Here is a 25,039-nt window from a genome sequence, read left to right as displayed (position 1 = left end):
ATCGGGATTCAAAGAGAGAAAAGCGCATATGAACAGTTATTGGCCGGAATTTCTCACCGTGGCCCTGGTGCACCTGCTGGCTGTTGCCAGCCCGGGACCCGACTTTGCCGTAATGCTGCGCCAGGCGTTGTGTCAGAGCCGGAAAAACGCCTTGCTTACCGCAGTCGGTATAGGTGCGGGCATTCTGGTGCACGTGAGCTATTCATTGCTCGGCATTGGTCTGATTATCCAGCAATCGATCCTGCTGTTCACCATACTCAAGATTGCTGGCGCCCTTTACCTCACCTGGATTGCAGTACAGTGTCTGAGAGCCCGGGCAGGCGGAATTCATGTAGCAACCGAACAAGGCGATCTACAGTCCGGCTTTACCGCCCTGCGCCTCGGCTTCCTGACCAACGCCCTGAACCCGAAGGCAACGCTGTTCTTTGTGTCTCTGTTTTCCGTCGTGATCAGCCCAGGCACACCCGTAGCTGTTCAGGCCGGCTATGGTGCTTACATGGCACTGGCAACAGGAGTCTGGTTTACCCTGGTTGCCATATTTTTCACCCTGCCCACTGTACGCAAAGGTTTCAACCGCTTTGGCCACTGGCTGGATCGGCTCATGGGTGGTGTTCTGCTGTTATTGGCCGGCCAACTCCTGTTCTCTACAGTGAGCGGAGCAGAGCCTCCGTCTGATCCCAGCTCAGGCATGGGTCGGTAATGGAGCAACCATAGCGCAGGTCATCGCCGTCGTCCTGCCGACCGGCTTCCAAGAAACTCTCGAGCATCAACCCGCGAATCCCCGTGCTGCCTGAATGCCTCTGCCGCATCACTTCACGGGCTACATCCATCTGTCTCTGAGCCTGCTTGCAGGCGTTATCGTGGCTGCAGTCCACCATAATTGCGGCACATAGCCCTGCCTCAGACAGGCTTTGCACGGCATGCTGAATACTCACTTCATCGTAGTTGGTGATACCCCGGCCGCCACGCAGCACCAGGTGAGTATCCGGATTACCGCGAGTACTGACCATGACCGGCGCGCCATTGGCGGAAACACCCAGATGATGATGTGGATGGGATCCCGACTTCATGGCGTTTATCGCAACACTGATTCCGCCATCGGTGCCATTTTTGAACCCGGCTGGCATGGGCAAGCCGCTGACCATCTCACGATGAATCTGGGATTCAGTAGTCCGTGCTCCAATGGCTGTCCAGCTCACAAGATCTCCAAGGTAATCCATAGCGAAGGGGCTCAGAGCCTCGGTAGCAAGCGGCAAACCCATCTCGGCCAGGTTCAGAAGCAAACGGCGTGAACGTAGCAAACCTTCATTAAGATCGCCGGCACCTGTGCGCTCCGGATCATACAACAATCCCTTCCAGCCTACGGTGGTTCTCGGCTTCTCCAGGTAAGCACGCATAACGATCAGAAAGCGGTCACTGACCGCATCCGCCAGCACTTTCAGCTTTTTGCCATACTCCAGCGCCGCTACCTCGTCATGGATCGAACAAGGCCCGACCACGATCAAAGCGCGGTCATCTTTGCCATGCAAAACATCCCGGACAGCTTGCCGGTGCCTGTCCACCTGCCGGGCAAGCCGCTCGTCGACCGGCAAACGCTGCCGTAATTCAGACGGCGTTGGCAGCGCCGTTTCCTGCCTATGCGCTATGTTGGTGCTAAGTGCCTTACCTTCACCGGCGATTTCCAAAGGCATGTTCATATCTGTATTCCCGTTTCCCTGCGTCAGAATCAAAAAAGCCCCGGCTGGGCTACCAGTCGGGGCTTTCTGAGTCCGACGGCAGCCTGGTTTTCCCGGGCTGCCATCCTCATTGTTCGTTTGGTGAAGATGTTATGGGCGGCCCTGAGGTTGGCTAAAATAAAAGCCATAACCCAGCCACCAAAAAAACACAGCAGCGCCTGCCGCCATCAGCTTTTGGCTGAAAGCTTGCAGAACATTCAATTGACAGATCGCTTGTGTCGTCTTCATGCTTATCAATATATACCCCGGGTTTTCAACTTGGCAACCCGTAACCGGACTTTTTAGCGGAAAAACCGGATTATTCGGGAAATTGGGAGCCAGCAATGACACTGAACTTACGGAATTACGCCTTTCTGCTCTTCCTCGTACTTGCGCTTACCATCATCTCCGGTACTGGCTCTGCATACGCTGAGTCCCGAGCCTACCAGCTCAATAACCGGCCGGGGGCAGATGTAGCCAATCAGGTGCGGGAGTTGTATCAGGGCGAGCCTGTGTCGGTTACTGCTCGCGGGCAACAGCTTGTGATTCGCGGCAACGAGCAGCTGCTGGATGAAATCGGCACGTTAATTGAAACCCTCGACGTAGCGCCGGCCCAGCTTCGGATTACCGTGCGTTCTCAGGAAGATATCGGCAGCAAACGCTCTGGCGGCGGAGTCACTACAACACGAAACGAAATTGGCGTTTCCGTGGAGCGCAGGGTTACCAGCACCGGCGGCTCCCGGGAGCGAAGCCTGATGGTTATGGATGGCCAGTCGGCTCATATCACGTCAGGCCAGGTGCGCACCCTTCCCTTTGCGGTGCAGGGTGGCAGAAACCCCGCGGCAATTTTTGAGCAGATAGAAACACGAAGTGGATTCGTGGTCAGCCCGCAGGTGATTTCAGACCGTGCCGTGGAACTGAATATTGTGTCTTTTGAAGCCGACCCTGCAGAACTGGAAGGGTATGAAACCCAGGCGGTGGTCACAATTCGCAGAGTCGAACCCGGCCAGTGGGTATCGCTGGGCAGTGTTTCAACCGAGTCGACCAGCAGGCAGTCAGGCATTGCTTACAGCGTTAAGAGCAGCCGGTCAGACAACCGGAGTTTTGAAGTTAAGGTCGACGTTATCCACTGATGCCTAAACCCTGTTGCGCAGCAAGACACTTTTAGCTTCGTTGATCTTTGCAGCGAGGTAGTCGCTGCCACCCCGGTCGGGATGCAATTTCTGTATCAGTCTACGGTGGGCCATAACAATGTCTTCTGTCGGACAGGCAGCGGTAACACCCAGTATTTCGCAGGCCTCACGTACTGACATACCCGTGTTCTGAGCCTGTCCGGGCTGGCTGTCCTCTCCCGAACCGGATTCGCCGTCCGTGCCACCATCGCCTGAAAAGAAGCGATTCAGTGCAGGGACAAATCGGGCGATCTCCGGCAACTTGCGCAACAGCGGAATTAACGCGGCTACCGCGGCTGTCAGCACATGTACCCGACCAGTAAGAACCATGAATACCAACAAAGCACCACCAACCACGAGAACAGCTTTCCATGTGGCGGCCTTCTTTTTTTCTGTCGACAACCCGCCCCATTGTTTCAGAACCACAAAGACGGCTGCCGCCAGCGCGATTCCCAGTATCCATTGCATGGTTGATCCTTTCCTGAGGTAAAACCGTAATTCTGTCACTTGAGACAACGACAATGCTAGCGACAAATACCTACAAACCGGTGACAACTGCACCCTGAATTTTGTAGGATGCTATGCATTGTCGTTGATCAATATTTTCCGCATCCAAACAGTCTGTTGTTATGCACCTGCCCGGCGAGGAAACACAGCCATTCTGTTTTCCTCCCTGTTCAATGCAAACCCCGGACCAGACAGAGATTTCCAGGACCTGAACTATGCGCACTGCTTCCCGCTTCCTGATCGCAATTATTTTCCTTGGCGTGGTGCTTGGCGGCATCTTCGGCTACAAGTTTTACCAGTTCGGCCAGATGGAAGAACAGATGTCTCAACCCCAGCCACCTGCGCAAATATCCGCAACGCAAGCGCGCACAGAGAGCTGGACACCCTCAATAAAGGCTGTGGGCAGCATCAAGGCCATCAATGGCATTGAAGTAGCTAACGAAGTTCCTGGCGTCATTCAGAATATTAACTTCGAATCCGGTGACATCGTCAAGCAGGGCGACATCCTCATTCGCCTTGATACCGCAATTGATGAAGCCGCTGTGCGCACGCGCCGGGCAGAAGCCCAACTGGCCGAACAAGAGTTCAAGCGTATTTCTGACCTCCTGCCAAAACGCGCTGTATCGCAATCTCAATATGACGAATCCAAAGCGAATTTCGACGCCGCGCGCGCCCGCGTCAATGAAGCAGACGCCCAGCTCAGCAAAAAAATAATACGCGCACCCTTTGATGGCACCCTTGGTATTCGCATGGTGGACCAGGGTGAGTATATCGCCACAGGTACACCGATCGTTGAAATCAACATGCTCAACCCGATCTATGTGGACTACACCCTGTCGGAAAAGAACCTTCCAAACGTCGCCCGGGATTATTCGGTAATTGCGACCGTAGCGGCCGTTCCGGAGCAAGAGTTCGAAGGTAAGGTCAGCGCTATCAACACGTCCGTAAACCCTGAAACCCGCACCGTGCGCATTCGTGCCACTCTCGATAACCCTGAGGGCCTGCTGCGACCGGGCATGTTTGCGACCATACTGACCGAACAACCAGAAGACAACGAAGTTGTTACTATTCCCCGTACCGCTATCTCCTACAACACCTACGGAGATTTCGTGTTTACCATTGAGGAAAACGATGAAGGTGACCTGGTTGTAAATCGCCGCACGATTACCGCTGGCCCCACCCGGGACAAGCGAATTGCTGTTCTCTCCGGCCTTGAAGCCGGCGAAAAAGTCGTTTCCAAAGGATTGCTGAGACTCCGCGCCGGCCAGAAAGTCACCATTCAGGATGGGGGCAATGAAGAAGAAACCCAGCCGCAGGAGGCATCTGAGTAATGCGATTCACCGACATTTTCATCCATCGTCCCGTACTGGCGACGGTGGTCAGCCTTCTTATCCTGCTGCTCGGTGCCCGGGCCGCCATGGAAATGGAAATCCGGCAATACCCGGAGCTTGAGAGCACCACGGTTACGGTCACAACGGCCTACCCTGGCGCAAGCTCCGATCTGATAAAAGGATTTATTACCACCCCCCTGCAGCAGGCTATCGCTGAAGCCAGCGGCATAGACTACCTGACATCCACCAGTTCTCAGGGTACGTCGACCATTGAAGCCAAGATGGTCCTGAACTACGACGCTAACGCTGCGTTAGCTGAAATCCAGGCAAAGGTAGCGAGCCAGCGCAACGTCCTCCCGACTGAGGCACAGGATCCGGTTATAACGTCCACCACCGGTGATTCGACGGCATTGATGTATATCGCTTTTTACAGCAGCGATATGGCTGTGCCACAAATTACCGATTATCTGACCCGGGTGGTACAGCCCAGGCTTCAGGCTCTGTCTGGTGTTGGTAAGGCACAATTGCTTGGCCGCAAATTTGCCTTGCGGGTATGGCTCGATCCAGAACGCCTGGCCGCTGTCGATATGACACCCCCGGAAGTGATTGCGAAGCTGCGCGCTAACAACTATCAGGCCGCCGTTGGCAACACCAAAGGTGCCTACACAGAAATCAGCATGACCAGCGATACCGATGTGGCGGACCCGGATGAGTTCCGCAATCTCGTGGTCAAACAGGCTAACGGAACCCAGATCCGGCTCCAGGACATTGCCCGGGTAGAGCTGGGATCAGAAACCTACAGTTCACTGGCGCTATACAAGGGCCAGCCGGCGACTTACGTTGCAATCGAACTGGCACCCGGCGCCAACCCGCTTACGGTAGCCGGCCTGGTAAAAGGTGACCTTCCGGATATCGAAAGCCAGCTACCGGGCGATCTGAGCGTTCGGCTTGCATACGACGCATCAGACTTTATTGAAGATTCGATCAACGAGGTTATCCGCACTCTACTCGAAGCCATGGGCATCGTGCTTGTAGTCGTATTCCTTTGCCTCGGTTCGATCCGGGCTTCTATAGTGCCTTCCGTTGCGGTTCCACTGTCACTGATCGGCGGCGCCTTCATCATGCTGCTGTTCGGGTTCTCACTGAACCTGCTGACGCTGCTGTCAATGGTACTGGCAATAGGGCTGGTAGTAGATGACGCCATCATCATGGTGGAAAACGTACACAGGCACATTGAAGCAGGTGAATCGAAATTTGAAGCTGCGATTCACGGCGCACGGGAAATGGCCGTGCCCATTATTGCCATGACCACAACGCTGGTCGCGGTTTATGCACCCATCGGCTTTATGGGAGGCCTGGTCGGTTCTCTGTTTACCGAGTTTGCATTTACCCTTGCCGGCACAGTGGTGATCTCGGGTATCGTCGCCCTTACCCTTTCGCCGATGTTATCCGCCAAAGTGCTCAAGCCCCACGGTAACCCGGGCAAGTTTGAGAGCCTGGTAGAACGCACGTTCACCGGCATCGCTTCAGGCTACAAAGCCGCCCTCGGCTCACTGATGCAAACCAAATCCGTGGTGGTGTTTTTTGCACTGGTGGTACTGGGCTCGATCTACTTCATGGCAATGATGAGCCAGAATGAACTGGCGCCCACAGAAGACCAGGGCATCCTGTTCTATCAGGGCCTGGGGCCACAGACATCTACCCTGGACTACCTGCTTGAACACGGCGATGAAGTTCAAGAGCGCATGGCCTCTGTGCCTGGCTATTCCGAAGACTTCATGATTGTGGGTATCACCGCCCCCAACGCAGTGTTCGGCGGCTTCAAACTGGCACCCTGGAGCGAGCGGGAGGTGAGCCAGTTTGAGGTTCAGCCACAACTGGATGCAGAACTCAAAAATGTAACAGGCCTGCAGACAGCGGTATTCCCTCGACCATCACTGCCCGGTTCCGGTGGCGGCCTGCCTTTCCAGTTTGTTATCACTACAGGCAGCAGTTACGAGCAGCTTGATCAGGTGGCTGATGAATTGCTGGGCAAAGCTATGAGCAGCGGCAACTTCATGTTCCTGCAAAAGTCCATTAACTTTGACCGCCCGGTGACGCGCATCAACGTCGACCGCGACAGAGTTGCCGATCTGGGACTTTCCATGCAAGACGTCGGGCAGTCGCTTTCCAGCATGCTTGGCGGCGGATACATCAACCGCTTCAGCATGGAAGGCCGTTCTTATCAGGTCATACCACAGGTAGACCAGAAATTCCGGCTCGATGAACAAGCGCTGAATGATTACTACATCCGCTCTGGTAGTGGCACGCTGGTGCCGCTGGGCAGCGTAGTGAGCTTCAGCCATGATGTGGAGCCGTCCAATCGCACACAGTTCAATCAGCAAAACTCTCTTACCTTGCAAGGCGTCATAATGCCGGGTGTAGCGGCGGGCACGGCCATGGACTTTGTCGAGCAGACTGCGAGCGAAGTCTTCCCGCAAGGCTTCACTTACGATTACACCGGCGAGAGCCGACAGCTGGCAAATCAGGGCAGCGCCCTGATCGTCACGTTCTTCCTGTCCCTGCTGGTGATCTATCTGGTGCTTGCAGCTCAGTTCGAAAGCTGGCGCGATCCGTTTATCATTCTGGTTTCGGTTCCCATGTCTGTGGCCGGTGCAATGGCATTTATCGTACTTGGCTACGCAACCATGAATATCTACACACAGGTAGGTCTGATTACTCTGATCGGCGTTGTGTCCAAGAACGGCATACTGATCGTGGAATTTGCCAACCAGCTGCAGAAAGAGCGGGGATTGAGCAAGGTGGATGCTGTTATTGAAGCCTCGGCCATTCGGCTAAGGCCCATCATCATGACATCGTTGGCCCTGATTTTTGCCATGGTGCCGCTGCTGCTTGCAGCTGGTCCTGGCGCAGAAAGCCGCTTTGCCATAGGACTGACCATCAGTGCCGGCCTGGGCATTGGTACTTTGTTCACTGTCTTCGTACTGCCAGCGTTCTATATTCTGCTGGCTCGCGATCATAACCAGGAAGAGCAGGAAAATAACTCAAAGTCGCCGGTACCCGCGAACTCATAACGGATAACCGGCAAGCCCGAGAACCCGGCTCGCCCTTTGGCTTGCCGGGTTTTTTATGATGTGTCAGCGATTGTCCAGCCCATGGACAGATGGGGGATCAACAATGGTGGCGCTATCCATCGTATAAACCAGCTATAACTTTTCTTACCTGCGACCAAGGCTGAGGTATAGCCATCAGAAAACCTTGGCCACGCTGGCAATCAAGCTCGCGAAGCTCCTGATATTGGGCCGCATTCTCGATGCCCTCAGCCACGACTTCCAGCTCCAGAGCCTCTGCAATCCCCAGAATGGCAGACACAATCCGCGAATCACGGTTATTGGCACCCAGACCGCCGATAAACTGTCGATCTATTTTGAGCACCTGTACCGGCAAATTCTGCAAATAAGCCAGAGATGAGTAGCCGGTTCCAAAATCATCAATGGCTATTACCACCCCCTGTCTCCGAAACTCCCTTAGCGTGTCCAGACACTGGCTGGACAGGTGCATGATATGCGTCTCGGTGATTTCAATTTCCGGCATCCAACCTAACTCGCGAATACACGCAAACAGTGGGCCGATGGCAGAGCCCAGGCGGGCATCTGTGATCTGACGGGCGGATATATTGATCGCCAACCGGAACTTGCCAGGCAGGCTCAGCGAATCGGACTTCAAGTCCGCGAGTATCCCGCGGACCAGATGCTGTGTCATTTCATGAATCTGGCCCCGACGCTCTGCAAGAGGCACAAAGTCGGCGGGCGAGACCGAGCCGAACTCCGGATGCTCCCAGCGTAACAAAGCTTCCATTCCCACGGCCTGCCCTGTACGGAGATCATACTGGGGCTGGTACACCACATGGAATTCATCCGGCGAGGTTTTAAGAGATGTGTTCAAAGCCTCAGAGAGATACTGTTCGCGGCGCCCCTGTTCATCGTCCGCTTCGCTGTATATGCGGTAGCAAGCCCGCCCTGCCAGCTTTGCCGCATACATGGCCCGATCGGCCTTCTGCAACAGCTCCGCACCACTTATTCCATCCACAGGATAAACCGAAGCGCCTATGGAAGCCGAGAGAAAGTACTCTCGCTGGCTGACGAGAACAGGTGCGAGGAAAGCGTGGGTCATGCGCTGACACACGTCATTCAGATCATCACGCCCCTGCAATTCGACAATAACGGCAAACTCATCACCTGACAGCCGCGCAACGACATCACCCTCGCGCACAACACTCTGAATGCACATGGCTGCCTGTTTTAACACACCATCACCATAGTCATGACCATGCAGATCATTGACCGATTTAAAAAAGTCCAGATCGATAAACAGGATCGCGAAGCGAGACTCACTCCGTGAATGCTGGCTTACACGAGCCTTCAGAAACTCCTGAAACAATGATCGGTTGGGCAGTTCGGTAAGGGGATCATAGTAGGCGAGCGAAGCCAGGCGCTCGTCAGCATCGGCTCTTTCGCCCATGTCCATAAACATGCCGACATAGGCCTCTTGCCCTTCGTACTTAATGGGATAAATGCTGAGCCACTGCGGGTAGATCTCGCCGTTTTTTTTACGGTTCCAGACCAGCCCTTCCCAGCGCCTATCGCTGGCCAGAGACCGCCACATGGCCTGATAAAATTCCGGCGCATGAAGCCCTGCACTCAAAACCGAAGGTGACTCGCCTATGACCTCATCGGATTGATAGCCGGTAATGGAGTGGAACATACCGTTTACATAAGAAATTCTGGGCTCTTTGGTGGCAATCATTATGGCGCGCGGGTACTGGTCTACCAAAGCCCTGAAATCTTGTTGTTGCTCAAACCGCATGAATAAACCACTCCCGATATGCAGCCCGTGCCCGCGGGCACGGGCTAATGACCCACCAGCAAAGAAAGAAAATCGCTCCCGTCTTTCCCCGCTGAAAAACCAATTTCCAAGAACGGATAGTAAACAAATATGAACGCAAGTTCATCCTTATCATTATAAGGATATTCTATATTCCGCCTCCCAAGGAATCCTGATTACACCCGGGCATGCCAGTCAGCTAGCTGGCACCTGCACTTCAGCCAGGATCAAGGTAAGACCATAGCGATTCCCCGCAACCACACAATAAGGTAGTCTGGCGCTCTGTCCTGTTATTTCTTTCGGAAGATCGCCGCTATCGTGTTGTTATCATGACTCTGGGAACACTGTTCTGGCTGTTTGTCGCAATCTTTGTCATCTGGTATTGGTGGCGTGCGAAAGCCATCAAAGACTCTGTGCTCGAGGCTGCCCGCCGCTACTGCAAAACCATGGACGTGATGTTGCTGGACGACGCTATTTATCTACGCGGCATCTGGTTCAAGCGTGACGATCAGGGCCAGATACGCGTCTGGCGTCGATTCATGTTTGATTTTACTTCCACCGGCGAAGAGCGTTACAGCGGCCGGGTTATCATGCTCGGGCCCCGCATACTGCATATGGAACTGGACCCTCACAGATTCTCCTGAATGCCCGAGCCATTCTGTTCCAGCATTCCAATAACGAACGCACACCTCGGCAATCACCTATCCGCACAGCGTCCACAGATATGTTTGGGTTTCCTATACTGTCGGGGCCACCCTCAACAAACAGACTGGGACAATGGATATCCATAACGACCAACGCTTCGCAATCAACCTGAACGTACGCGGCATTCAACCCTCTGCCACCCTGCGCATCAATGAGCTGAGCAACCAGCTTAAATCTGAAGGCAAGGACATCATCAAGCTCGGGCTGGGACAATCACCCTTCCCCGTTCCTGAGCGCGTAGTAGAAGCGCTCAGACAGCACGCCCACGAAAAAGACTATCTGCCAGTCAAGGGGCTCAAAAGCCTGCGGGAATCCATCGCCGGTTACATCAACCGCAGTGAGCGCATGCGGTGTACCTGGGAGGACGTACTGATTGGCCCGGGCTCCAAGGAGCTGTTGTTCATTCTGCAGCTGGCGTATTACGGCGATCTACTCATTCCACGCCCGAGCTGGGTCTCCTACGCACCCCAGGCCCGTATTATCGGCCGCTCTGTGCACTGGATTCCCACTCACGCAGAGAACAACTGGCAACTGACCGCTGAGGAACTGGATATTGTTTGCCGGGACGACGTTTCCCGTCCGCGCATTCTGATTTTGAACTACCCCTCCAACCCCACCGGTTGCACCTATACCGACGATCAGTTGCTGGCCATTGCCAATGTGGCCCGCAAATACAGGATCATCCTGCTTTCAGACGAGATTTACGGCGAAGTACATTTTGAGGGCAAGCATAAATCCATTGCACGCTACTACCCGGAAGGCACCATTATCAGTACCGGGCTCAGTAAATGGGCCGGTGCTGGTGGCTGGCGCCTGGGCACCTTCATATTCCCGAGAGAGTTGCGCCCCCTGCAGGACGCCATGGCAATTATCGCCAGTGAAACCTACACGGCCACCAGTGCGCCCATACAACACGCTGCGATCACTGCCTTTAACGGTGGCGATGACATAGAGGAGTATTTAAAACAGTCTCGCCGTGTGCTGAAGGTGATTGGAGAGTATATGCACCGGCGCCTGAGCGACATGGGCGCCGTTGTGCAGAAGCCCGAGGGCGCCTTCTACCTGTTCCCCAATTTCGATAGCTTCCGCGACCAGCTTGCAAAAAAAGATATCAAAACCAGCCAGGCGTTTTGCCAGTCATTGCTTGAAAACACCGGCGTAGCCATTCTGCCAGCCAGTGACTTCGGCTTTGTACCAGATCATTTGGGTGCGCGTTTGGCATTCGTAGATTTCGACGGCGCGGAGTCCCTGCAACTGGCCGGCGGAGACTATGCCGATCAGGAGTTGGGCGATGACTTTGTCGACAAGGCATGCCCTCGCCTGGTGAAGGCCATGGACAAGATGGAAGCCTGGCTGAACAGTCTCTGATCAAGCCATGATAGACTGGTGCTCTCACTCTTGGAAGATTATAACGGGGGCGCCATGTCTGACTCTGTTTCCCTTCGGGACATCACTGATTTCGCAGAAGATCTGGCCCTGGAGGCCGGAAAGCTGATTCGCCGTGAGCGTGATAACAGCACCCTCCGTACTGACTACAAATACCATGCTGAGCTGGTTACCCACGCTGATATCATGGCCGATGAGTTCATCACCAGCGCCATCCAGAAGCGCTTCCCGGATCACCGTATCTTGTCCGAAGAATCCATGCCAGACCTCAGCCAGGCCGAGGAGCTAGAGACACCTCTCTGGATCGTTGACCCCATTGATGGCACGGTAAACTACGCCTATGGTCACCCGCAGGTGGCGGTTTCCATTGCCTATGCGGAAAACGGCCGTGTTCAGGCCGGCGTGGTGCATGCACCTTTTTCTCGTGAAACTTTCCGCGCCACTCGCGGCGATGGCGCCACGCTCAACGGCACCCCTATACACCACAGCGATGCGACAGTTCCCAGAGACTCACTGTTTGCAACCGGCTTTCCCTATACCAAAGACAACCTGGCCCCTCTGGTAAGCCGTCTGGATGCCATGATTCACCAATGCCGAGACCTGCGCCGTATCGGCTCCGCGGCTCTGGATATCTGTTGGGTGGCCTGCGGCCGGTTGGACATATACTACGAAAACGTCAGCCCCTGGGATTTCGCCGCCGCCCGCCTGATTGCTTTGGAGGCAGGTGCCACGGCCGGACACTTCAGCGAAGTTCCCGAGGGTTACCCTGAGGATCTTTGGGGTCGCGACATTCTGATTTCGGCGCCTGCTATTTGGGAGTCCATTCGTCAGATTCTTCGGTCTGCTTCGGGGTATGACTGAGCTTCGGTGTTCGGGTTCTTTGTAGCCTTCAAGGTTTGGGGGCAGGCACGGTCAGGAAGGTCCTGTCCCGGAACCGCTACAAGGGAGGACAACTCCAAGCTAGCCCCAAACAGCCTCAGCAACCAAGCCCCAACACTCGTCAAAATCAGTTGTGGGCAACCGCACAAACGACGAGCGAATAAACCGCTGAACCCGGCCCTCCATGAACACCAGAACAAAATCCGCACCGCGAGTAGCGCTGGTGCGTGGCCGCAAACCCTGGCGGATTTCACCTTCTTTCAGGGTTTGTCGCACCTGAGTTTCCAGACGTTCGAAGAACTGGGAAGCACGCTTGCGCAAAGCCTCGTTTTCGCCAACCAACGCATCGCCGGTGAGCACACAACACAACCCCGGATTGCGCTCGGCGAACACAAGAACCAGATGCGCCAACTGCTGCAAACGAACGCGCACATCTTCCTGTTCCTGAAGGATGACCTGGCAGCGTGAGAATACGGCTTCTTCGGCAAACTCCAAAAGCGCTTCGAACATTTTCCGCTTGCTGGGGAAATGGCGATACAGCGCCGCCTCTGTCACGCCAACGGATTTCGCGAGAACCGAGGTGGTAATTCTGGCTCCCGGATCGTTTTCCAGGAGCTGAAGAAGTGCGTGGAGAATCGCCTCCCGGCGACTGGGCTTCTGATCGGTTGTGGCCATACTGCAGCGCTCTTAATCAGAATCTGAATCAGAAGAAAGTGCCATCAATTGGCGACGATGCACTCGCGTAAAGCTTTTTGGGCATCCGCCCTGCCAGATAGGCTTCTCGTCCCGCTTCAATGGCCAGGCGCATGGCGTTGGCCATTTTGACCGGGTCTTTTGCCTGGGCAATGGCGGTGTTCATCAGAACACCGTCGCAGCCAAGCTCCATGGCGATGGTGGCATCGGAGGCCGTGCCTACGCCAGCATCCACCAATACGGGCACTTTGGCGTTTTCGACGATCAAGCGGATGTTATAGCGGTTCTGGATGCCCAGGCCGGAGCCGATGGGTGCGCCCAGCGGCATGATCGCGATGCAACCCATTTCCTCAAGGCGCATCGCCAGCAGGGGGTCGTCGGAACAGTAAACCATTACCTTGAACCCGTCTTTGATCAGTTCTTCAGCGGCCACCAGAGTTTCCGGCATGTTCGGGTACAGGGTCTTGTGTTCGCCCAGCACTTCCAGCTTGACCAGATCACGACCGTCGAGCAGCTCGCGCGCCAGCTTGCAGGTTCGCACAGCATCCTTGGCTGTATAGCAGCCAGCCGTGTTAGGCAGGATGGTGTAGCGTTCCGGAGAGATCACGTCCAGAAGGTTTGGTTCATCGGGATTTTGCCCGAGGTTGGTGCGGCGAACGGCGACAGTCACCATTTCAGCACCGCTCATTTCAATGGCGTGGCCGGTTTCCGTCAGGTCCCGGTATTTACCCGTTCCAACCAGCAGCCGTGACTGGTAAACACGGCCTGCGATTTCAAGAGGTTTGTCTTCGGGCAACTGGATCTCTGGCATGTCGGTCATAGTGTTTCCGGGTTGGTAAGATGTAGTGATGTAACTTATTGAAAAAGCATATCAGAGCAAGGCCTTCACCTGGCCAGACGGGGCTTCAGCCGCCCCCAATCGCGTGGACCACCTCAACGCGATCGCCGTTACTCAGTGCAAATTCAGTGTGCTGGCTTCGGGGTACAATGTCTTCGTTCACTTCCACCGCCAGCCGCTTGCCCATAAGGCTCATTTTTTCTACCAGCGCTGCCACTGTGGCTCCTTCGGGAAGGTCCATGGCTTCGCCATTTACTTGTACCTGCATATCTCTCCTAACCTCTGCCCTTGTTTGCTTGCCGGCGCACTCCGGCTGCCAGCAATAATGCCCAACCGGCTATAAAACATACGCCACCGATGGGCGTAATCATGCCGATCCAACGTATATCGGTCAGCACCAGTGCATAGAGACTGCCACTGAACAGCAAAATGCCTGCAAGAAAGAACCCGACAGCAACCCCCAGCAATCGACGTGAAAGGCCAAACCCTGACAACAGGGCAACCAGCACCAATGCAATGGCGTGATACATTTGATAGGTCACAGCGGTCTGGAAGACCTCCAGGCTGCGCTCACTCACAACATTGCGTAGCCCGTGGGCTCCAAAGGCGCCTGACATGACCGCCAGAAGTGCAAAAAAAGCACCGGCAGCGATGGGCAGGCGCATGAAGCTCTGAGCCTGAGCTTTTACGAATTCAGCAGTCACAATGGATCTTTTCTCCGGTATCCAGGTTCATCATCGTGAGCGCACCGCCCCAGACACAACCGGTATCCAGCCCGATAAACCGGTCGCAGCCGGTCTTCCCCTCGATGGCAGCCCAGTGCCCGAAGACAACACGCAGATCATCTGTGCGAGGGAATTCAAACCAGGGGGCAAAACCCTTTGGCGCGTTGCCGGCAGATTCTTTGATGGTGAGTTCAAGCCTGCCATCGCTGGCAATAAAGCGCATCCGGCTGAAGTAGTTGGTAATGACCCGCCAGCGGTCCATTCCTGTCAGATTGTCGCTCCAGCCTTCCGGCTTGTTGCCGTACATCATCGCAAAGTATTCCCGGGCGTTTTCCCCCCGGATCACCTCTTCGACTTCCCGGGCATTTACGAGCGCCTGCTGAATGCTCCAGATATGCGGCACCCCTGCGTGGGCCATCATAATGTTCCGCTCAGGGTCATATACACACAGATTCTGCTGCCGCAGCCAGCTCACCAGTTTGTCGCGATCCGGGGCGTTCAGTATTCCTGCGAGTGTGTCCTTGCGTTTTGGCGCATGGCCACCGAGAGCCACAGCCAGCAGGTGCAGATCGTGATTGCCCAGAACCACCACGGCCGAATCGCCCAGGCTTTCAATATAGCGCAAGGTTTTCAGAGATGACGGCCCCCGGTTAATCAGATCACCTGCCACCCATAGACGGTCCCGGGAAGGCGAAAAGTCTACCTTGGCCAGAACATCCTTCAAGCGATCGTAACAGCCCTGAATATCGCCAATGGCATAGTCAGTCATAACTGTCCCCGCGACTAACCTCTTCGGTTATATCGGAGCCCTTCTCGCTTACGAGCAAGTCCGCGATGCTTACGAAGTCCGCCAGGCTGAGGTTTTCAGGCCGCAGGCCGTCGTTGATTCCCAAGGCTTGCAGCTGTTCAACGGAGACCATGCCGGCCAGCGCCTTGCGCAGGGTTTTGCGGCGAGCGTTAAACGCGGTTCTTACCACAGCTTGCAAGGTGCCAAGATCCTTCGCCGGATACGGAAGCTCTTTATGAGGAACCAGACGCACAATGGCTGAATCCACTTTCGGAGCCGGCCGAAACGCGCCGGGGCCAACTTCAAACAATGGCTGAACCTTGCAAAAATACTGGGTCATGATACCCAACCGGCCGTAATTATTATCGCCGGATACTGCCGCCATCCGTTGCACGACTTCTTTCTGCAGCATGAAGTGCATGTCCTGCACTACACCGGTCTGAGACAACAGGTGAAAAATCAGTGGTGTGGAAATATTGTAAGGCAGGTTGCCGATAATGCGCAGAGGCCTGGTGTCCACGAGCTGGCTGAAATCGAATTTCAGCGCATCGGCTTCATGAATACGGAAATCAGGATAGTTGAAAAATTTGGTGCGCAATACGGGTATCAAGTCACGATCAAGCTCCACCACCTGAAGCTTCGGATTGACCGCCAGAATCTCTTCGGTTATTGCGCCCAGGCCGGGCCCGATTTCTACAATGGCATCGTCCGGCTTCGGGTGAATGGCGCGGATGATGCGTTCGATTACACCCGGATCGTGAAGAAAGTTCTGGCCAAACCGTTTCCTGGCCTGATGGCCGGCTTTTTTGCTCACTCAGGTTTCTCTCTTTTTAGCGGATTTGAGGGAGCGTGCCATTTGCTCGCCCACTCGAATTGCGGTGTGCAGGCTACCGGCATCTGCATTACCCGTGCCGGCGAGATCCAGAGCTGTGCCGTGGTCTACGGATGTACGCACAATGGGCAGACCAAGAGTGATGTTTACAGCACGACCAAAACCCTGAAACTTGAGAACGGGCAGGCCCTGATCGTGATACATGGCCAGGGCGGCATCGGCATCGTTCAACCAATGTGGTGTAAACAACGTATCTGCCGGTAAGGGGCCCGCCAGCTGCATTCCTGTCTCACGAAGCTTCTCAAGCGTCGGCTCAATCACCTCGATTTCTTCACGGCCGAGATGGCCGCCTTCCCCGGCATGGGGGTTCAGGCCGGCCACAAGAATTCTTGGCCGTTCAATGCCGAAAAAAGTTTGCAGATCGGCATTCAGAATGGTGGCAACCTGAGTGAGCCGCTCAGGTGTGATAGCGGCGGGCACGTCTTTGAGGGGCAAATGGGTTGTGACCAAAGCCACTCGAAGCTCTTCTGTGGCCAGCATCATGACCACCCGTTCCACACCGCAGAGCTCCTGAAGAAATTCGGTGTGGCCGCTGAACTCAATGCCGGCGTCATTGATAATGCCCTTGTGTACAGGCGCCGTAACCATGCCGTCAAAATCACCCTCAAGGCATCCCCTGGCTGCAACAGTCAGGGATTCCAGCACATATCGGCTATTGGCGGTATCGAGTTTTCCTGCCTGATGAGAAGCGCAGCCCGCTACGTTTAATACCGAAAGCTCACCTGCGCTCTTCCGCGGCTCAATGCCCGGCTTCCAGGGGTGCAGCGCAACCTCGAGGCCCAACAAGCTGGCTCGCTCTTCCAGCAATTGCTGGCTCGCAATCACTACCACACCGGCACTACGCTGACCGGTGGCCAGCTGCAGACAGAGCTCGGGGCCAATACCTGCTGGCTCGCCGGCGGTCAGCGCCAGAACAATCCCATCATTCATTATTCTGCGGCTTCCTGGGAGTTACCGGATTCGTCTTCAGCTGCGTCTTTTGCATACTCACCTTTGAACTCGATAAACGCCTCATCACGAATTTCCCGCAGCCAGTTCTGCAGTTCGGTCTCGAACTTGCGACGATAGATTGCCTGCCGAGCCTCAGCCTCCTTAACATCGCTGCTTATGTCTTTCTGACGACGCTCTTCAACCTCGAGAACATGCCAACCAAACTGGGAGCGGAATGGCCCTTTGGTCTCGCCCACTTCAGCCTCCTGCATGGCCTGCTCAAACGCGGGCACCATCTGCCCGGGGCTTACCCAACCCAGATTGCCACCGTCGGAGCCAGATACAGGATCATCCGAATATTCACGGGCCAGCACAGCAAAATCAGCACCGTTCTGAATCTGCTCAGCGATCTCACGAATGGTGGCTTCTGCCTCGGTATCTGTCACAGCTTCAGAAGGCCGTATCAGGATATGGCGCACACGGTTCTGCTGGATAACCTGCTTCCGGGATCCACCACGCTTGTCCATCACCATTACCATATGGAAGCCGCTGTTGTTCTCCAGGACCTCAGAGGGTACGCCAACTTCCAGCTCTGGTACTACCGGCGCAACCAGTGATGGCAACTGCCGCTCACTGCGCCAGCCCATGTCGCCACCCTCGAGGGCGTTACTGGCATCAGATTCCGCAACAGCCACTTCACGAAAGTCCCGACCGTTCAGAATAGCAGCGCGAAGGCCTTCCGTTTTCTCGCGGGTGGCGTCGACAGACGCATCGTCAGCGGGGCTATCCAGTTCGATAAAAATATAGGCTAGCCGGTATTCCGCATCATTACCGCCACCGGACTCCAGCGCCAGCAGGTAGTTCTCGACTTCGCGATCCGTAACACGAACCCGGTTGCCCACCTGCCGTTGCTGCACCCGGCCGGTGATCATTTCCTGGCGAATCTGCTCCCTTGCCTGGCGATAGCTTACGCCCTCAACAACAAGCTGTTCTTCAAACTCAGCCAGGCTCATGCCGTTGCGCTCGGCAATGTTTACCAGAGTCTCGTTCAGCTCGTTATCGCTGATGCGCATCCCCATCTTGTCGGCCATCTGCAGCTGGACGGATTCGGTAATCAACTGTTCCAGAACACGCTCTTCAAGAAGGCGGCGCGGCGGCAGGCCTGTGCCCTGGGCGCTGAGCCTCCCGACAATGGTGTTGATTCTTGCTTCCAGTTCGGTCTGGAGGATCACATCGTCATCAACAATGGCAACCACCTGGTCGAGCAGTTTGCGCTCAGCCTGGGCCGAAAAAGAAAGCACCACTGCCGACAACATCAGCAGTACCTGTAAACCCTGGCGAATCGTCGCCTTCATAATCACCTCTTGATAAAGATATAAGCCTGCGGAAAGGGTACCGGAAGGCACCGTTTTCGTCAGGGGGGTGCAGTCAGGAGTGCCAATCAAGAGCCCCGGTCAGGGTGCTCCAAAGCGACGCTGCTCACGTTCATCGAAACCGTAAATAGCTTCGGAGATCGATGTTGAAGAACCTCCGCTGCCACCCAGGCCTTTTAGCTGAATCTGGAACAGTATGCGGCTGTCGAGCTCCTGATCATCGGTGAAATAATTCTGGTGAACCACCTGAACACTCCAGCAGCAATTGTTGTATTCAATCCCGGCAAGGGAACCAACCGTGCGATCCAGATCCGAATCATATACCCAGCGGCCGATCAGACTAACACGGTCTGTTGCCGGGATAACCGCCGCAATATCCGACTGTTCCAGCTCGTCCTTGCTGTAAGTATGGCCAACACTCGCCAGATACCGGTAGTCCTGCGAGTGAAAGACCAATTGGCTCCGACCCTCTTGCGTATCCCCGGTCTCCGGATCCCAGAGCCCGGAAGACCGGATTTGCAGATTCTGTAGCGGGTTAAGCACGACCTCACCCGCCAGGGATGATCGGCTGAGATTACTCGCGCCTTCACCAAACAGCGTTACTTCGCGATCCTCGAAATACTGAACCTGGCCGATACTGAAACGGGCTCTTTCGGCACCGGTAACCAGATCATTGAACCGACTGGTCAGGGCCACCGTCAACTGGTTGGTATTACCGACCCGGTCGCCCCCTACAAAGCGGTCAGGCTGGAACAACTGGTCAAAACTGAAACTCTCGAAGGCTGTATCAAATGCCGGAATATCATTCTGGTCTGCCTCTGCGTCTGCCCAGGCGTAATAAAGCCGGGGTTCCAGTGTCTGGTTGTAGGGCACATCAAACAGACTCGACCGGCGATCAAAATACAAGCCATTGTCCCATTCTACGACAGGTACCGTGCGATCAAACTCTCCGTCGCCGGCGCTGTAGTCCTCCAGATCGTAACGCGTGTAATCCAGGCTTAACGACGGACGGCTGAAGCCCCAGAGCGCGCGCATCGGCAATGCCAACTCGGGCCGCGCACGGAAACGTTGGCCATTGGCTTTATCAAGACCGCTCAACGAGTCATTTTCACGGTAGAACCAGGCATACTCGCTTTCCAGTCCCGCCTCCAGCCAGCCAGCGTCAGCCGTTCCTGCATAAACGATTTGCGGCAATTGTGCGTAGGGCTTGTCTACGTCAGCAATGCTGTCGCTTATGGTTTGGTAATCATTGAGGTAAGCATCGAAATACTGGTTAGCCGTTTGGTAACGCACCCCGCCACGGCGTTGCAGATGGGTAGTCTGACTGATTTCCAGGCTTCGATTCAGGTCACTGAGATAATCGTTATCGCTGACCACGGAAAAATCGCCGTAGCCGTTCCAGCCACTGCCGAACATCGCCCGGGTGGAGGCGTCCAGCGCCCAGCGCTGGCCGGATTCACCGGGGTTCTCGTCTGCATAGGCGGAATCATCGTCTATGTACCCCAGCTGCACGGTCGTCTGCCCGAGGCGGCTCAGATACCGGCCTTCAGCCTCGTTAAACAGACCACGACCATAAATGTACTGTGGTGTAAGCGTGGCGTCGTAATGGGGCGCAAGGTTCAGGTAATAGGGAGTCGCGAGAAACGCACCGCTACCAGCACTGGAAGAACCAAACTGTGGATACAGGAAGCCGGTCTTGCGGCGATCATCAATGGGAAAACTGGCATAGGGCCAGTAGAACACCGGCACATCAAGAATCTCGAGACGCACATGCTTTGCGGTTCCGAAGCCTCCTGCCTGATCCAGCTCGATATCAGACGCAACGATAGCCCAGTCATTCTGCTGCGGCCCACAGGTAGTGAGCATGCCTTCACGAATTTCTACCCTGGAGTCATCCACGCGGGAGAGACTTTCGGCACTACCTCGCATTTCCGGGCCATGCAGCAGGAAGGTCGCGGTATTGATATCGAATCGTCCCGAGTCCACGCTGTATTCGGCGCGCTCCCCGGTTAGCAAAAATCCGTCACCACGACTGACCAGCGGGCCCTGAATCGATACCTGCCCGAGGCCCTGATTGTAACGGGCCTCAGAGCCCGTCACCTGAAAAGTTCCCTGACGGAGCCGGACATCGCCCTGAAGATATAATTCCCGATCAATTTCATAACGGGCATTCAGGCCACTAACCTGCAAGGGAACAGCTTCTCCTGTTCCATCAAGCCCCTCACTGAAAACACCCGTGCCATCTTCCCCACCACCGGATGGCAAATAACCGCCCGAGCAGAATGCCGGCAGCGAGTTCCTGACAGAATCCGGAAGCTGGCTTTTAGGTCGCCAGTCCAGTTCGGCGGCCGATGGTGCTTCTTCGCCAAAAGAAAGGCCTGCCCCCGACACCAGGGCTAAACCGGCAAGCAGGCGCGCACACCGACGCTGCGATATGCCCTTCTGCGTATGCAGGTAGCTGTCGGACGATGGCACGGTAGCAAGGTTCCTGTTCCGGGTGCATAGAAAACTGTGGATAGCGCAACGGGGCACGAATACACAAATGACAGCGGCCTAGTTTACACGTGCCCCTGAAGCTTGTTAACGGAAACGGGGCCCGATACACGAAACTCCGCTGCAAAACCGTTTTACCCTCTTTATAATCTTTCCCGAGGTGCCTCGGGAATAGTCTATGTTATGGACAAAGCCAAGGCTTACTGACGCTTACTCTCAATGCACTCATTAATTCAGGATGATCGCCCGAGCTATGGACAACCGCCTGCAAATGCTGACCAGCTGGGTCAGACAGTTTCCCGGCTTTGAGAACGCCGACGTCCTGCCCGTTTCCGGCGACGCCAGTTTCCGGCGCTACTTCCGGGCCTTTAAAAAAGGCACAGATGGCAGCAGCACGTCCTTCATTATTATGGATTCACCTCCTGAGAAAGAAGACTGCGCGCCTTTCGTAAGCATAGGCAGCCATTGGCACCAGGCCGGCATTACCGTTCCGCAGATTTTCGAAGCCGACCCAGAGCGGGGCTTTCTTTTGCTGGAAGATTTCGGCGATCAGCTGATGCTGGGGCAGCTCAGCCCGGACACTGCCAACACGCTATACCAGAGCGCACTGGACGAACTCGTGCTTATCCAGCAGTTGCCTGCACCGCCTGACTATCCGTTGCCAGCCTACGACACAGCTTTGCTGAACCGTGAAATGGCGTTGTTCAGCGACTGGCTGCTGGAAGGCTATCTGGAACTGAAGCTCGATAACATCGAGAAGTCCATGCTTGATACCACGTTCGCGCTACTTCGCGAGAGTGCGCTGGCCCAACCCAAAGTAACCGTGCATCGGGACTATCACTCACGAAATCTGCTGGTACTGGAAAAAAGCGGCCGCCCGGGCGTTATCGATTTTCAGGACGCAGTAACGGGGCCGGTTACCTACGATGCCGTCTCGCTGCTCAAGGATTGTTATATTCAATGGCCCGAGGAGCGGATATGCAAGTGGCTGGAGAACTTCCGTGAACAGACTCTGGCAGCAGGCCTGCACCGTGCCGACCGTGACACTTTCCGCCAGTGGTTTGAGCTCATGGGTATGCAACGCCACCTGAAAGCCGCAGGCATTTTTGCCAGACTTGCCATGCGCGATGGTAAACCGCGCTATCTTGAGGATATTCCTCGTACAATGGGTTATCTGCTTACTGCCAGCAAACGACAGCCAGCCTTGAGACATTTCCACGACTGGCTGACAGCGGTGGCTGTTCCCCGGATTGAAGAGTTGATAGGACCCGTTCCGGGCCAGGAGCATCTGGCACAGTGAAGGCGATGATTCTTGCCGCAGGTAAAGGGGAGCGTATGCGGCCACTGACACTGACAACGCCCAAACCTCTGTTGAGCGCTGGTGGTAAACCGCTTATCGAACATCTCCTGGAGCGCCTCCACCGCGCCAACTTCTGGGATGTTGTCATCAACCATGCGTGGCTTGGGGAGCAGATCGAATTCACACTGGGCAAAGGCGAGCGATTCGGGCTGTCACTGCACTACTCACGTGAAGGTGAGCCACTGGAGACCGCCGGCGGCATTGTGCGGGCACTGCCCCTGCTTACCGCCAACGGCGACGACTGGTTTATGGTTATAAACGGCGACATCTGGTCCGATTTCGATCTCACCCGCCTTCAGTCTATGACAGCTTCAGAATTGTCCGCCACCGATGCGGTTCTCGTGATGGCAGATAACCCCCCACATCATCGCCATGGTGACTTTTGCCTTAACGACAAGGGCAGGCTTTCCGGGGAGTGCACCGGGAAAGACGGCGAAAAACTGACATTTACCGGCATCAGCCTTCTGCACCGAAGGCTGTTTGACGGACTGACTGACCAGGCTGGCAAGCTCGGGCCGGTTCTGCTTACAGCCATGGGTAAAGGCCGTGTAGCTGGTCTGCACCATCAGGGTGTATGGGTTGACGTAGGAACTCCGGAGCGTTTGCGGGCCCTGGACCAGCATATGACAATTCAGGAGCCATAGAGCAATGGCGACCCGCTCTGCGCAACCCGCTCTGCCGCCGCGAATGGAAGCCGCATTTTCCGGCCTTCTGCACAAACTCTCTGCTTCCGGCCATCAGGCACATAAACTGATCGGCCAGACCAATCTGCCACGGTGGTGCCGCAAGCCACTTTTTTTCTTTCTGGGTTACATCGCCAGGGCAGATGGACGGGTATCGGAGCAGGACATCACTTTTGCAGAAAATCTTATCGTGGCGCTGAGGCTGTCAAAACGGCAAAGGCGAAAAGCCATCCGCAGCTTTCAGGAAGGCAAAACATCTGAATCGCTTCCGCCATTCAGCGGCCTTACATTAAGGCTCAGCCATCGCATCTGGCCGGTTCCCGCCCTGAAAATGGCCATCTGCCTGTGCCACGCGGCGCAGCTCAAGGGCAGGCCCCTCAAACCCCGGCGCTATCGCTGTGAGGACACCATTGACCAGATCGGCATGCCGGTCACCATCAGCGAAGACATCTTCGACAGTTACTCCACCCAGGCGTGGGGCGACATCAGTGAGGCACCTTCAAAGCCGGTAAACCTCGAACAGGCTTGCGCTTTGCTTGGTGTAACACGACGAGATCCAATCGCAACGATCAAGCGCGCATATCGTAAAAAAGTTTCCGAATGCCACCCGGACAAGCTGGCGCAGCAACAGCTCAGCGCAGCCGAGCACGCATTGGCAAAAGAACGCCTTCTGCGTTATCAGCAGGCCTGGGAACTGATCCGCAGGCATCACTAGCTATTGTTGGCGCGCGTCCACTTTAAGCCAGGCCGATATCCTGCCGGCAAGGGCCTTCCCGTTGCGCGGCAGAAAAGACGTACCCGAACCCACAGACTGGAGGCTGAAGCTCTCCACTCCTGCCCGCTCCAGATCAGCTTTGCGCTGCCCGCTTTCATCGCTTGATGAGAGTTCCAGAATACGCGGTAAAGAAGCCTTCTCCAGCGCCTCTGCCAACCGGCTGGCATCGCGAGGATAAAACTTCGGGCCGACCCAGATCAGAGCTGAAGGCGGCTCCTGCTCCACCGCATAGGGCACAGTATGATTGCTGCCCCGCCCTATGCCGATTACGGCCAGGAGTTCGTATTCACGTTCCCTGAGCTCAGCAGCTCCGGCGACAAGTTCTTGATGAATGCGCGCCCGATACGCGGCCTCCAACTCATCTACCACTTCCGACGCCATTACATCGATCGTGGCCGGGCTTGAGGCATCCGGGCTCTGCTCTTCCGGTTCTGCCACAGGCACCGGGCGCGGACGTTCCAGAATCCACTCCAACGCCGCCGTCGGCGGCTCAAGCCCCAGAGCAAGCACAGCAAACTTGCGATGCGCCAGCTCCCGGGCCAGGGCGCCTGCCAGCCCCGACTCTGCATTTTCGCCTTCATCGGCCAGAATGATCAGAGCACCTCTTGCCGGGGTTTCAGTCTCGGGCCAGAACAGCGCCAGAGTGCGGGCTTCGTCCTCAAGATCAAGCCAGAGCGCAGAATCCGGGAATCTCCGGCTCAGACCCCATTCACCCAGCCCGGAAGATACTATTCCGCGCACTTCGTCAGGCGTCGTCTGATCCGGTACCGTGGGAGCCACCTTTTCCTCTGCAGAGACTGGCGCTCCGCCGCCTGCCAGCACCACGGCCAGCAGGCAGCCACACAGACTCATGCGGCTGCCACTTCGGGTCATTGTTCTGAATCGGCGCACAGTTCCTGCTCCTCTGGCTA

Annotated in this window: 23 protein-coding genes; 10 read left to right on the top strand and 13 right to left on the bottom strand. The window is 55.6% G+C overall.

Annotated elements, in window-relative coordinates; all coding sequences use genetic code 11:
- Positions 1 to 28: 28 nt before the first annotated feature.
- On the top strand, positions 29 to 700 hold the full coding sequence (locus ACN0RL_RS08820) for a LysE family transporter (protein WP_417515797.1): 672 nt from the start codon (positions 29 to 31) through the stop codon (positions 698 to 700).
- Here ACN0RL_RS08820 and ACN0RL_RS08815 read toward each other — a convergent pair.
- The gene (locus ACN0RL_RS08815) at positions 645 to 1,697 is read right to left on the bottom strand and encodes a 3-deoxy-7-phosphoheptulonate synthase (RefSeq protein WP_417515795.1); all 1,053 of its coding nucleotides are present in this window, start codon (positions 1,695 to 1,697) and stop codon (positions 645 to 647) included. The two genes, ACN0RL_RS08820 and ACN0RL_RS08815, sit on opposite strands and share 56 nt — an antisense overlap.
- Positions 1,698 to 2,059: 362 nt before the next feature.
- Here ACN0RL_RS08815 and ACN0RL_RS08810 point away from each other — a divergent pair, with 362 nt between their 5' ends.
- Positions 2,060 to 2,848, top strand: a complete 789-nt coding sequence (locus tag ACN0RL_RS08810; RefSeq protein ID WP_417515793.1) for a secretin N-terminal domain-containing protein — start codon at positions 2,060 to 2,062, stop codon at positions 2,846 to 2,848.
- A 3-nt stretch (positions 2,849 to 2,851) separates the two neighbouring features.
- Here the strand turns inward: ACN0RL_RS08810 and ACN0RL_RS08805 are convergent, their stop codons facing one another.
- Entirely contained in the window at positions 2,852 to 3,355 is a 504-nt protein-coding gene (locus ACN0RL_RS08805) for a molecular chaperone DnaJ (protein ID WP_417515791.1), read from the bottom strand.
- 254 nt (positions 3,356 to 3,609) lie between these two features.
- On the opposite strand from ACN0RL_RS08805, the gene ACN0RL_RS08800 reads away from it, so the two are divergent.
- Complete coding sequence (locus ACN0RL_RS08800) at positions 3,610 to 4,725, top strand: efflux RND transporter periplasmic adaptor subunit (RefSeq protein ID WP_417515789.1); 1,116 nt, start codon at positions 3,610 to 3,612, stop codon at positions 4,723 to 4,725.
- Complete coding sequence (locus ACN0RL_RS08795; RefSeq protein ID WP_417515787.1) at positions 4,725 to 7,799, top strand: efflux RND transporter permease subunit; 3,075 nt, start codon at positions 4,725 to 4,727, stop codon at positions 7,797 to 7,799. The genes ACN0RL_RS08800 and ACN0RL_RS08795 overlap by 1 nt, the downstream gene beginning before the upstream one ends.
- Positions 7,800 to 7,911: 112 nt before the next feature.
- On the opposite strand, the gene ACN0RL_RS08790 is transcribed toward ACN0RL_RS08795, so the two are convergent.
- A complete protein-coding gene (locus ACN0RL_RS08790) occupies positions 7,912 to 9,591 on the bottom strand; it encodes a putative bifunctional diguanylate cyclase/phosphodiesterase (protein ID WP_417515785.1) in 1,680 nt (559 codons plus the stop codon).
- A gap of 347 nt (positions 9,592 to 9,938) precedes the next feature.
- On the opposite strand from ACN0RL_RS08790, the gene ACN0RL_RS08785 reads away from it, so the two are divergent.
- From ACN0RL_RS08785 to ACN0RL_RS08775, 3 genes are all read left to right on the top strand, one after another.
- Complete coding sequence (locus ACN0RL_RS08785) at positions 9,939 to 10,253, top strand: DUF3301 domain-containing protein (RefSeq protein WP_417515783.1); 315 nt, start codon at positions 9,939 to 9,941, stop codon at positions 10,251 to 10,253.
- A gap of 133 nt (positions 10,254 to 10,386) precedes the next feature.
- Positions 10,387 to 11,682, top strand: coding sequence for a pyridoxal phosphate-dependent aminotransferase (locus ACN0RL_RS08780; protein WP_417515781.1), 1,296 nt, complete (start codon positions 10,387 to 10,389; stop codon positions 11,680 to 11,682).
- 54 nt (positions 11,683 to 11,736) lie between these two features.
- On the top strand, positions 11,737 to 12,561 hold the full coding sequence (locus tag ACN0RL_RS08775) for an inositol monophosphatase family protein (protein ID WP_417515779.1): 825 nt from the start codon (positions 11,737 to 11,739) through the stop codon (positions 12,559 to 12,561).
- 99 nt (positions 12,562 to 12,660) lie between these two features.
- Here ACN0RL_RS08775 and slmA read toward each other — a convergent pair whose 3' ends face one another.
- The 9 genes from slmA to ACN0RL_RS08730 form a co-directional block, all read right to left on the bottom strand.
- A complete protein-coding gene (gene slmA, locus ACN0RL_RS08770) occupies positions 12,661 to 13,254 on the bottom strand; it encodes a nucleoid occlusion factor SlmA (RefSeq protein ID WP_417515777.1) in 594 nt (197 codons plus the stop codon).
- Positions 13,255 to 13,282: 28 nt separating this feature from the next.
- Positions 13,283 to 14,092 carry a thiazole synthase gene (locus ACN0RL_RS08765; protein ID WP_417515775.1) on the bottom strand — a complete coding sequence of 270 codons (810 nt, stop codon included), beginning with the start codon at positions 14,090 to 14,092 and terminating at the stop codon, positions 13,283 to 13,285.
- Positions 14,093 to 14,177: 85 nt separating this feature from the next.
- On the bottom strand, positions 14,178 to 14,378 hold the full coding sequence (gene thiS / locus ACN0RL_RS08760; protein ID WP_417515773.1) for a sulfur carrier protein ThiS: 201 nt from the start codon (positions 14,376 to 14,378) through the stop codon (positions 14,178 to 14,180).
- Positions 14,379 to 14,385: 7 nt separating this feature from the next.
- The gene (locus tag ACN0RL_RS08755) at positions 14,386 to 14,775 is read right to left on the bottom strand and encodes a DUF423 domain-containing protein (RefSeq protein WP_417515849.1); all 390 of its coding nucleotides are present in this window, start codon (positions 14,773 to 14,775) and stop codon (positions 14,386 to 14,388) included.
- Between the two features lie 28 nt (positions 14,776 to 14,803).
- Positions 14,804 to 15,604 (bottom strand): symmetrical bis(5'-nucleosyl)-tetraphosphatase, encoded by an 801-nt coding sequence (locus tag ACN0RL_RS08750; RefSeq protein ID WP_417515771.1) that lies wholly within the window; start codon positions 15,602 to 15,604, stop codon positions 14,804 to 14,806.
- Positions 15,597 to 16,436: a 16S rRNA (adenine(1518)-N(6)/adenine(1519)-N(6))-dimethyltransferase RsmA gene (gene rsmA, locus ACN0RL_RS08745; protein ID WP_417515769.1), complete on the bottom strand. Its 840-nt coding sequence runs from the start codon at positions 16,434 to 16,436 to the stop codon at positions 15,597 to 15,599. The genes ACN0RL_RS08750 and rsmA overlap by 8 nt, the downstream gene beginning before the upstream one ends.
- Complete coding sequence (gene pdxA, locus ACN0RL_RS08740; protein ID WP_417515767.1) at positions 16,437 to 17,444, bottom strand: 4-hydroxythreonine-4-phosphate dehydrogenase PdxA; 1,008 nt, start codon at positions 17,442 to 17,444, stop codon at positions 16,437 to 16,439. It lies immediately after the preceding gene.
- Positions 17,444 to 18,799 carry a peptidylprolyl isomerase gene (locus tag ACN0RL_RS08735; protein WP_417515765.1) on the bottom strand — a complete coding sequence of 452 codons (1,356 nt, stop codon included), beginning with the start codon at positions 18,797 to 18,799 and terminating at the stop codon, positions 17,444 to 17,446. Before ACN0RL_RS08735 ends, pdxA begins: the two co-directional genes overlap by 1 nt.
- A gap of 99 nt (positions 18,800 to 18,898) precedes the next feature.
- Positions 18,899 to 21,229 carry an LPS-assembly protein LptD gene (locus tag ACN0RL_RS08730; protein ID WP_417515847.1) on the bottom strand — a complete coding sequence of 777 codons (2,331 nt, stop codon included), beginning with the start codon at positions 21,227 to 21,229 and terminating at the stop codon, positions 18,899 to 18,901.
- 334 nt (positions 21,230 to 21,563) lie between these two features.
- Here ACN0RL_RS08730 and ACN0RL_RS08725 point away from each other — a divergent pair, with 334 nt between their 5' ends.
- Genes ACN0RL_RS08725 through ACN0RL_RS08715 form a run of 3 tightly spaced genes read left to right on the top strand, consistent with a single transcriptional unit; the run spans position 21,564 to position 24,068 of the window.
- A complete protein-coding gene (locus ACN0RL_RS08725) occupies positions 21,564 to 22,610 on the top strand; it encodes an aminoglycoside phosphotransferase family protein (RefSeq protein WP_417515763.1) in 1,047 nt (348 codons plus the stop codon).
- On the top strand, positions 22,607 to 23,314 hold the full coding sequence (murU, locus tag ACN0RL_RS08720) for an N-acetylmuramate alpha-1-phosphate uridylyltransferase MurU (RefSeq protein WP_417515761.1): 708 nt from the start codon (positions 22,607 to 22,609) through the stop codon (positions 23,312 to 23,314). Before ACN0RL_RS08725 ends, murU begins: the two co-directional genes overlap by 4 nt.
- A gap of 4 nt (positions 23,315 to 23,318) precedes the next feature.
- Complete coding sequence (locus ACN0RL_RS08715) at positions 23,319 to 24,068, top strand: molecular chaperone DjlA (protein ID WP_417515759.1); 750 nt, start codon at positions 23,319 to 23,321, stop codon at positions 24,066 to 24,068.
- On the opposite strand, the gene ACN0RL_RS08710 is transcribed toward ACN0RL_RS08715, so the two are convergent.
- Positions 24,069 to 25,019: a DUF3530 family protein gene (locus ACN0RL_RS08710; RefSeq protein ID WP_417515757.1), complete on the bottom strand. Its 951-nt coding sequence runs from the start codon at positions 25,017 to 25,019 to the stop codon at positions 24,069 to 24,071.
- Between the last annotated feature and the right edge of the window lie 20 nt (positions 25,020 to 25,039).

It is taken from the genome of Marinobacter sp. (assembly GCF_048259445.1).
Taxonomy (GTDB): Bacteria; Pseudomonadota; Gammaproteobacteria; order Pseudomonadales; family Oleiphilaceae; genus Marinobacter.
Note: the sequence above shows the minus strand (reverse complement) of the source record. Positions and strands in the feature narration are given on the sequence as shown.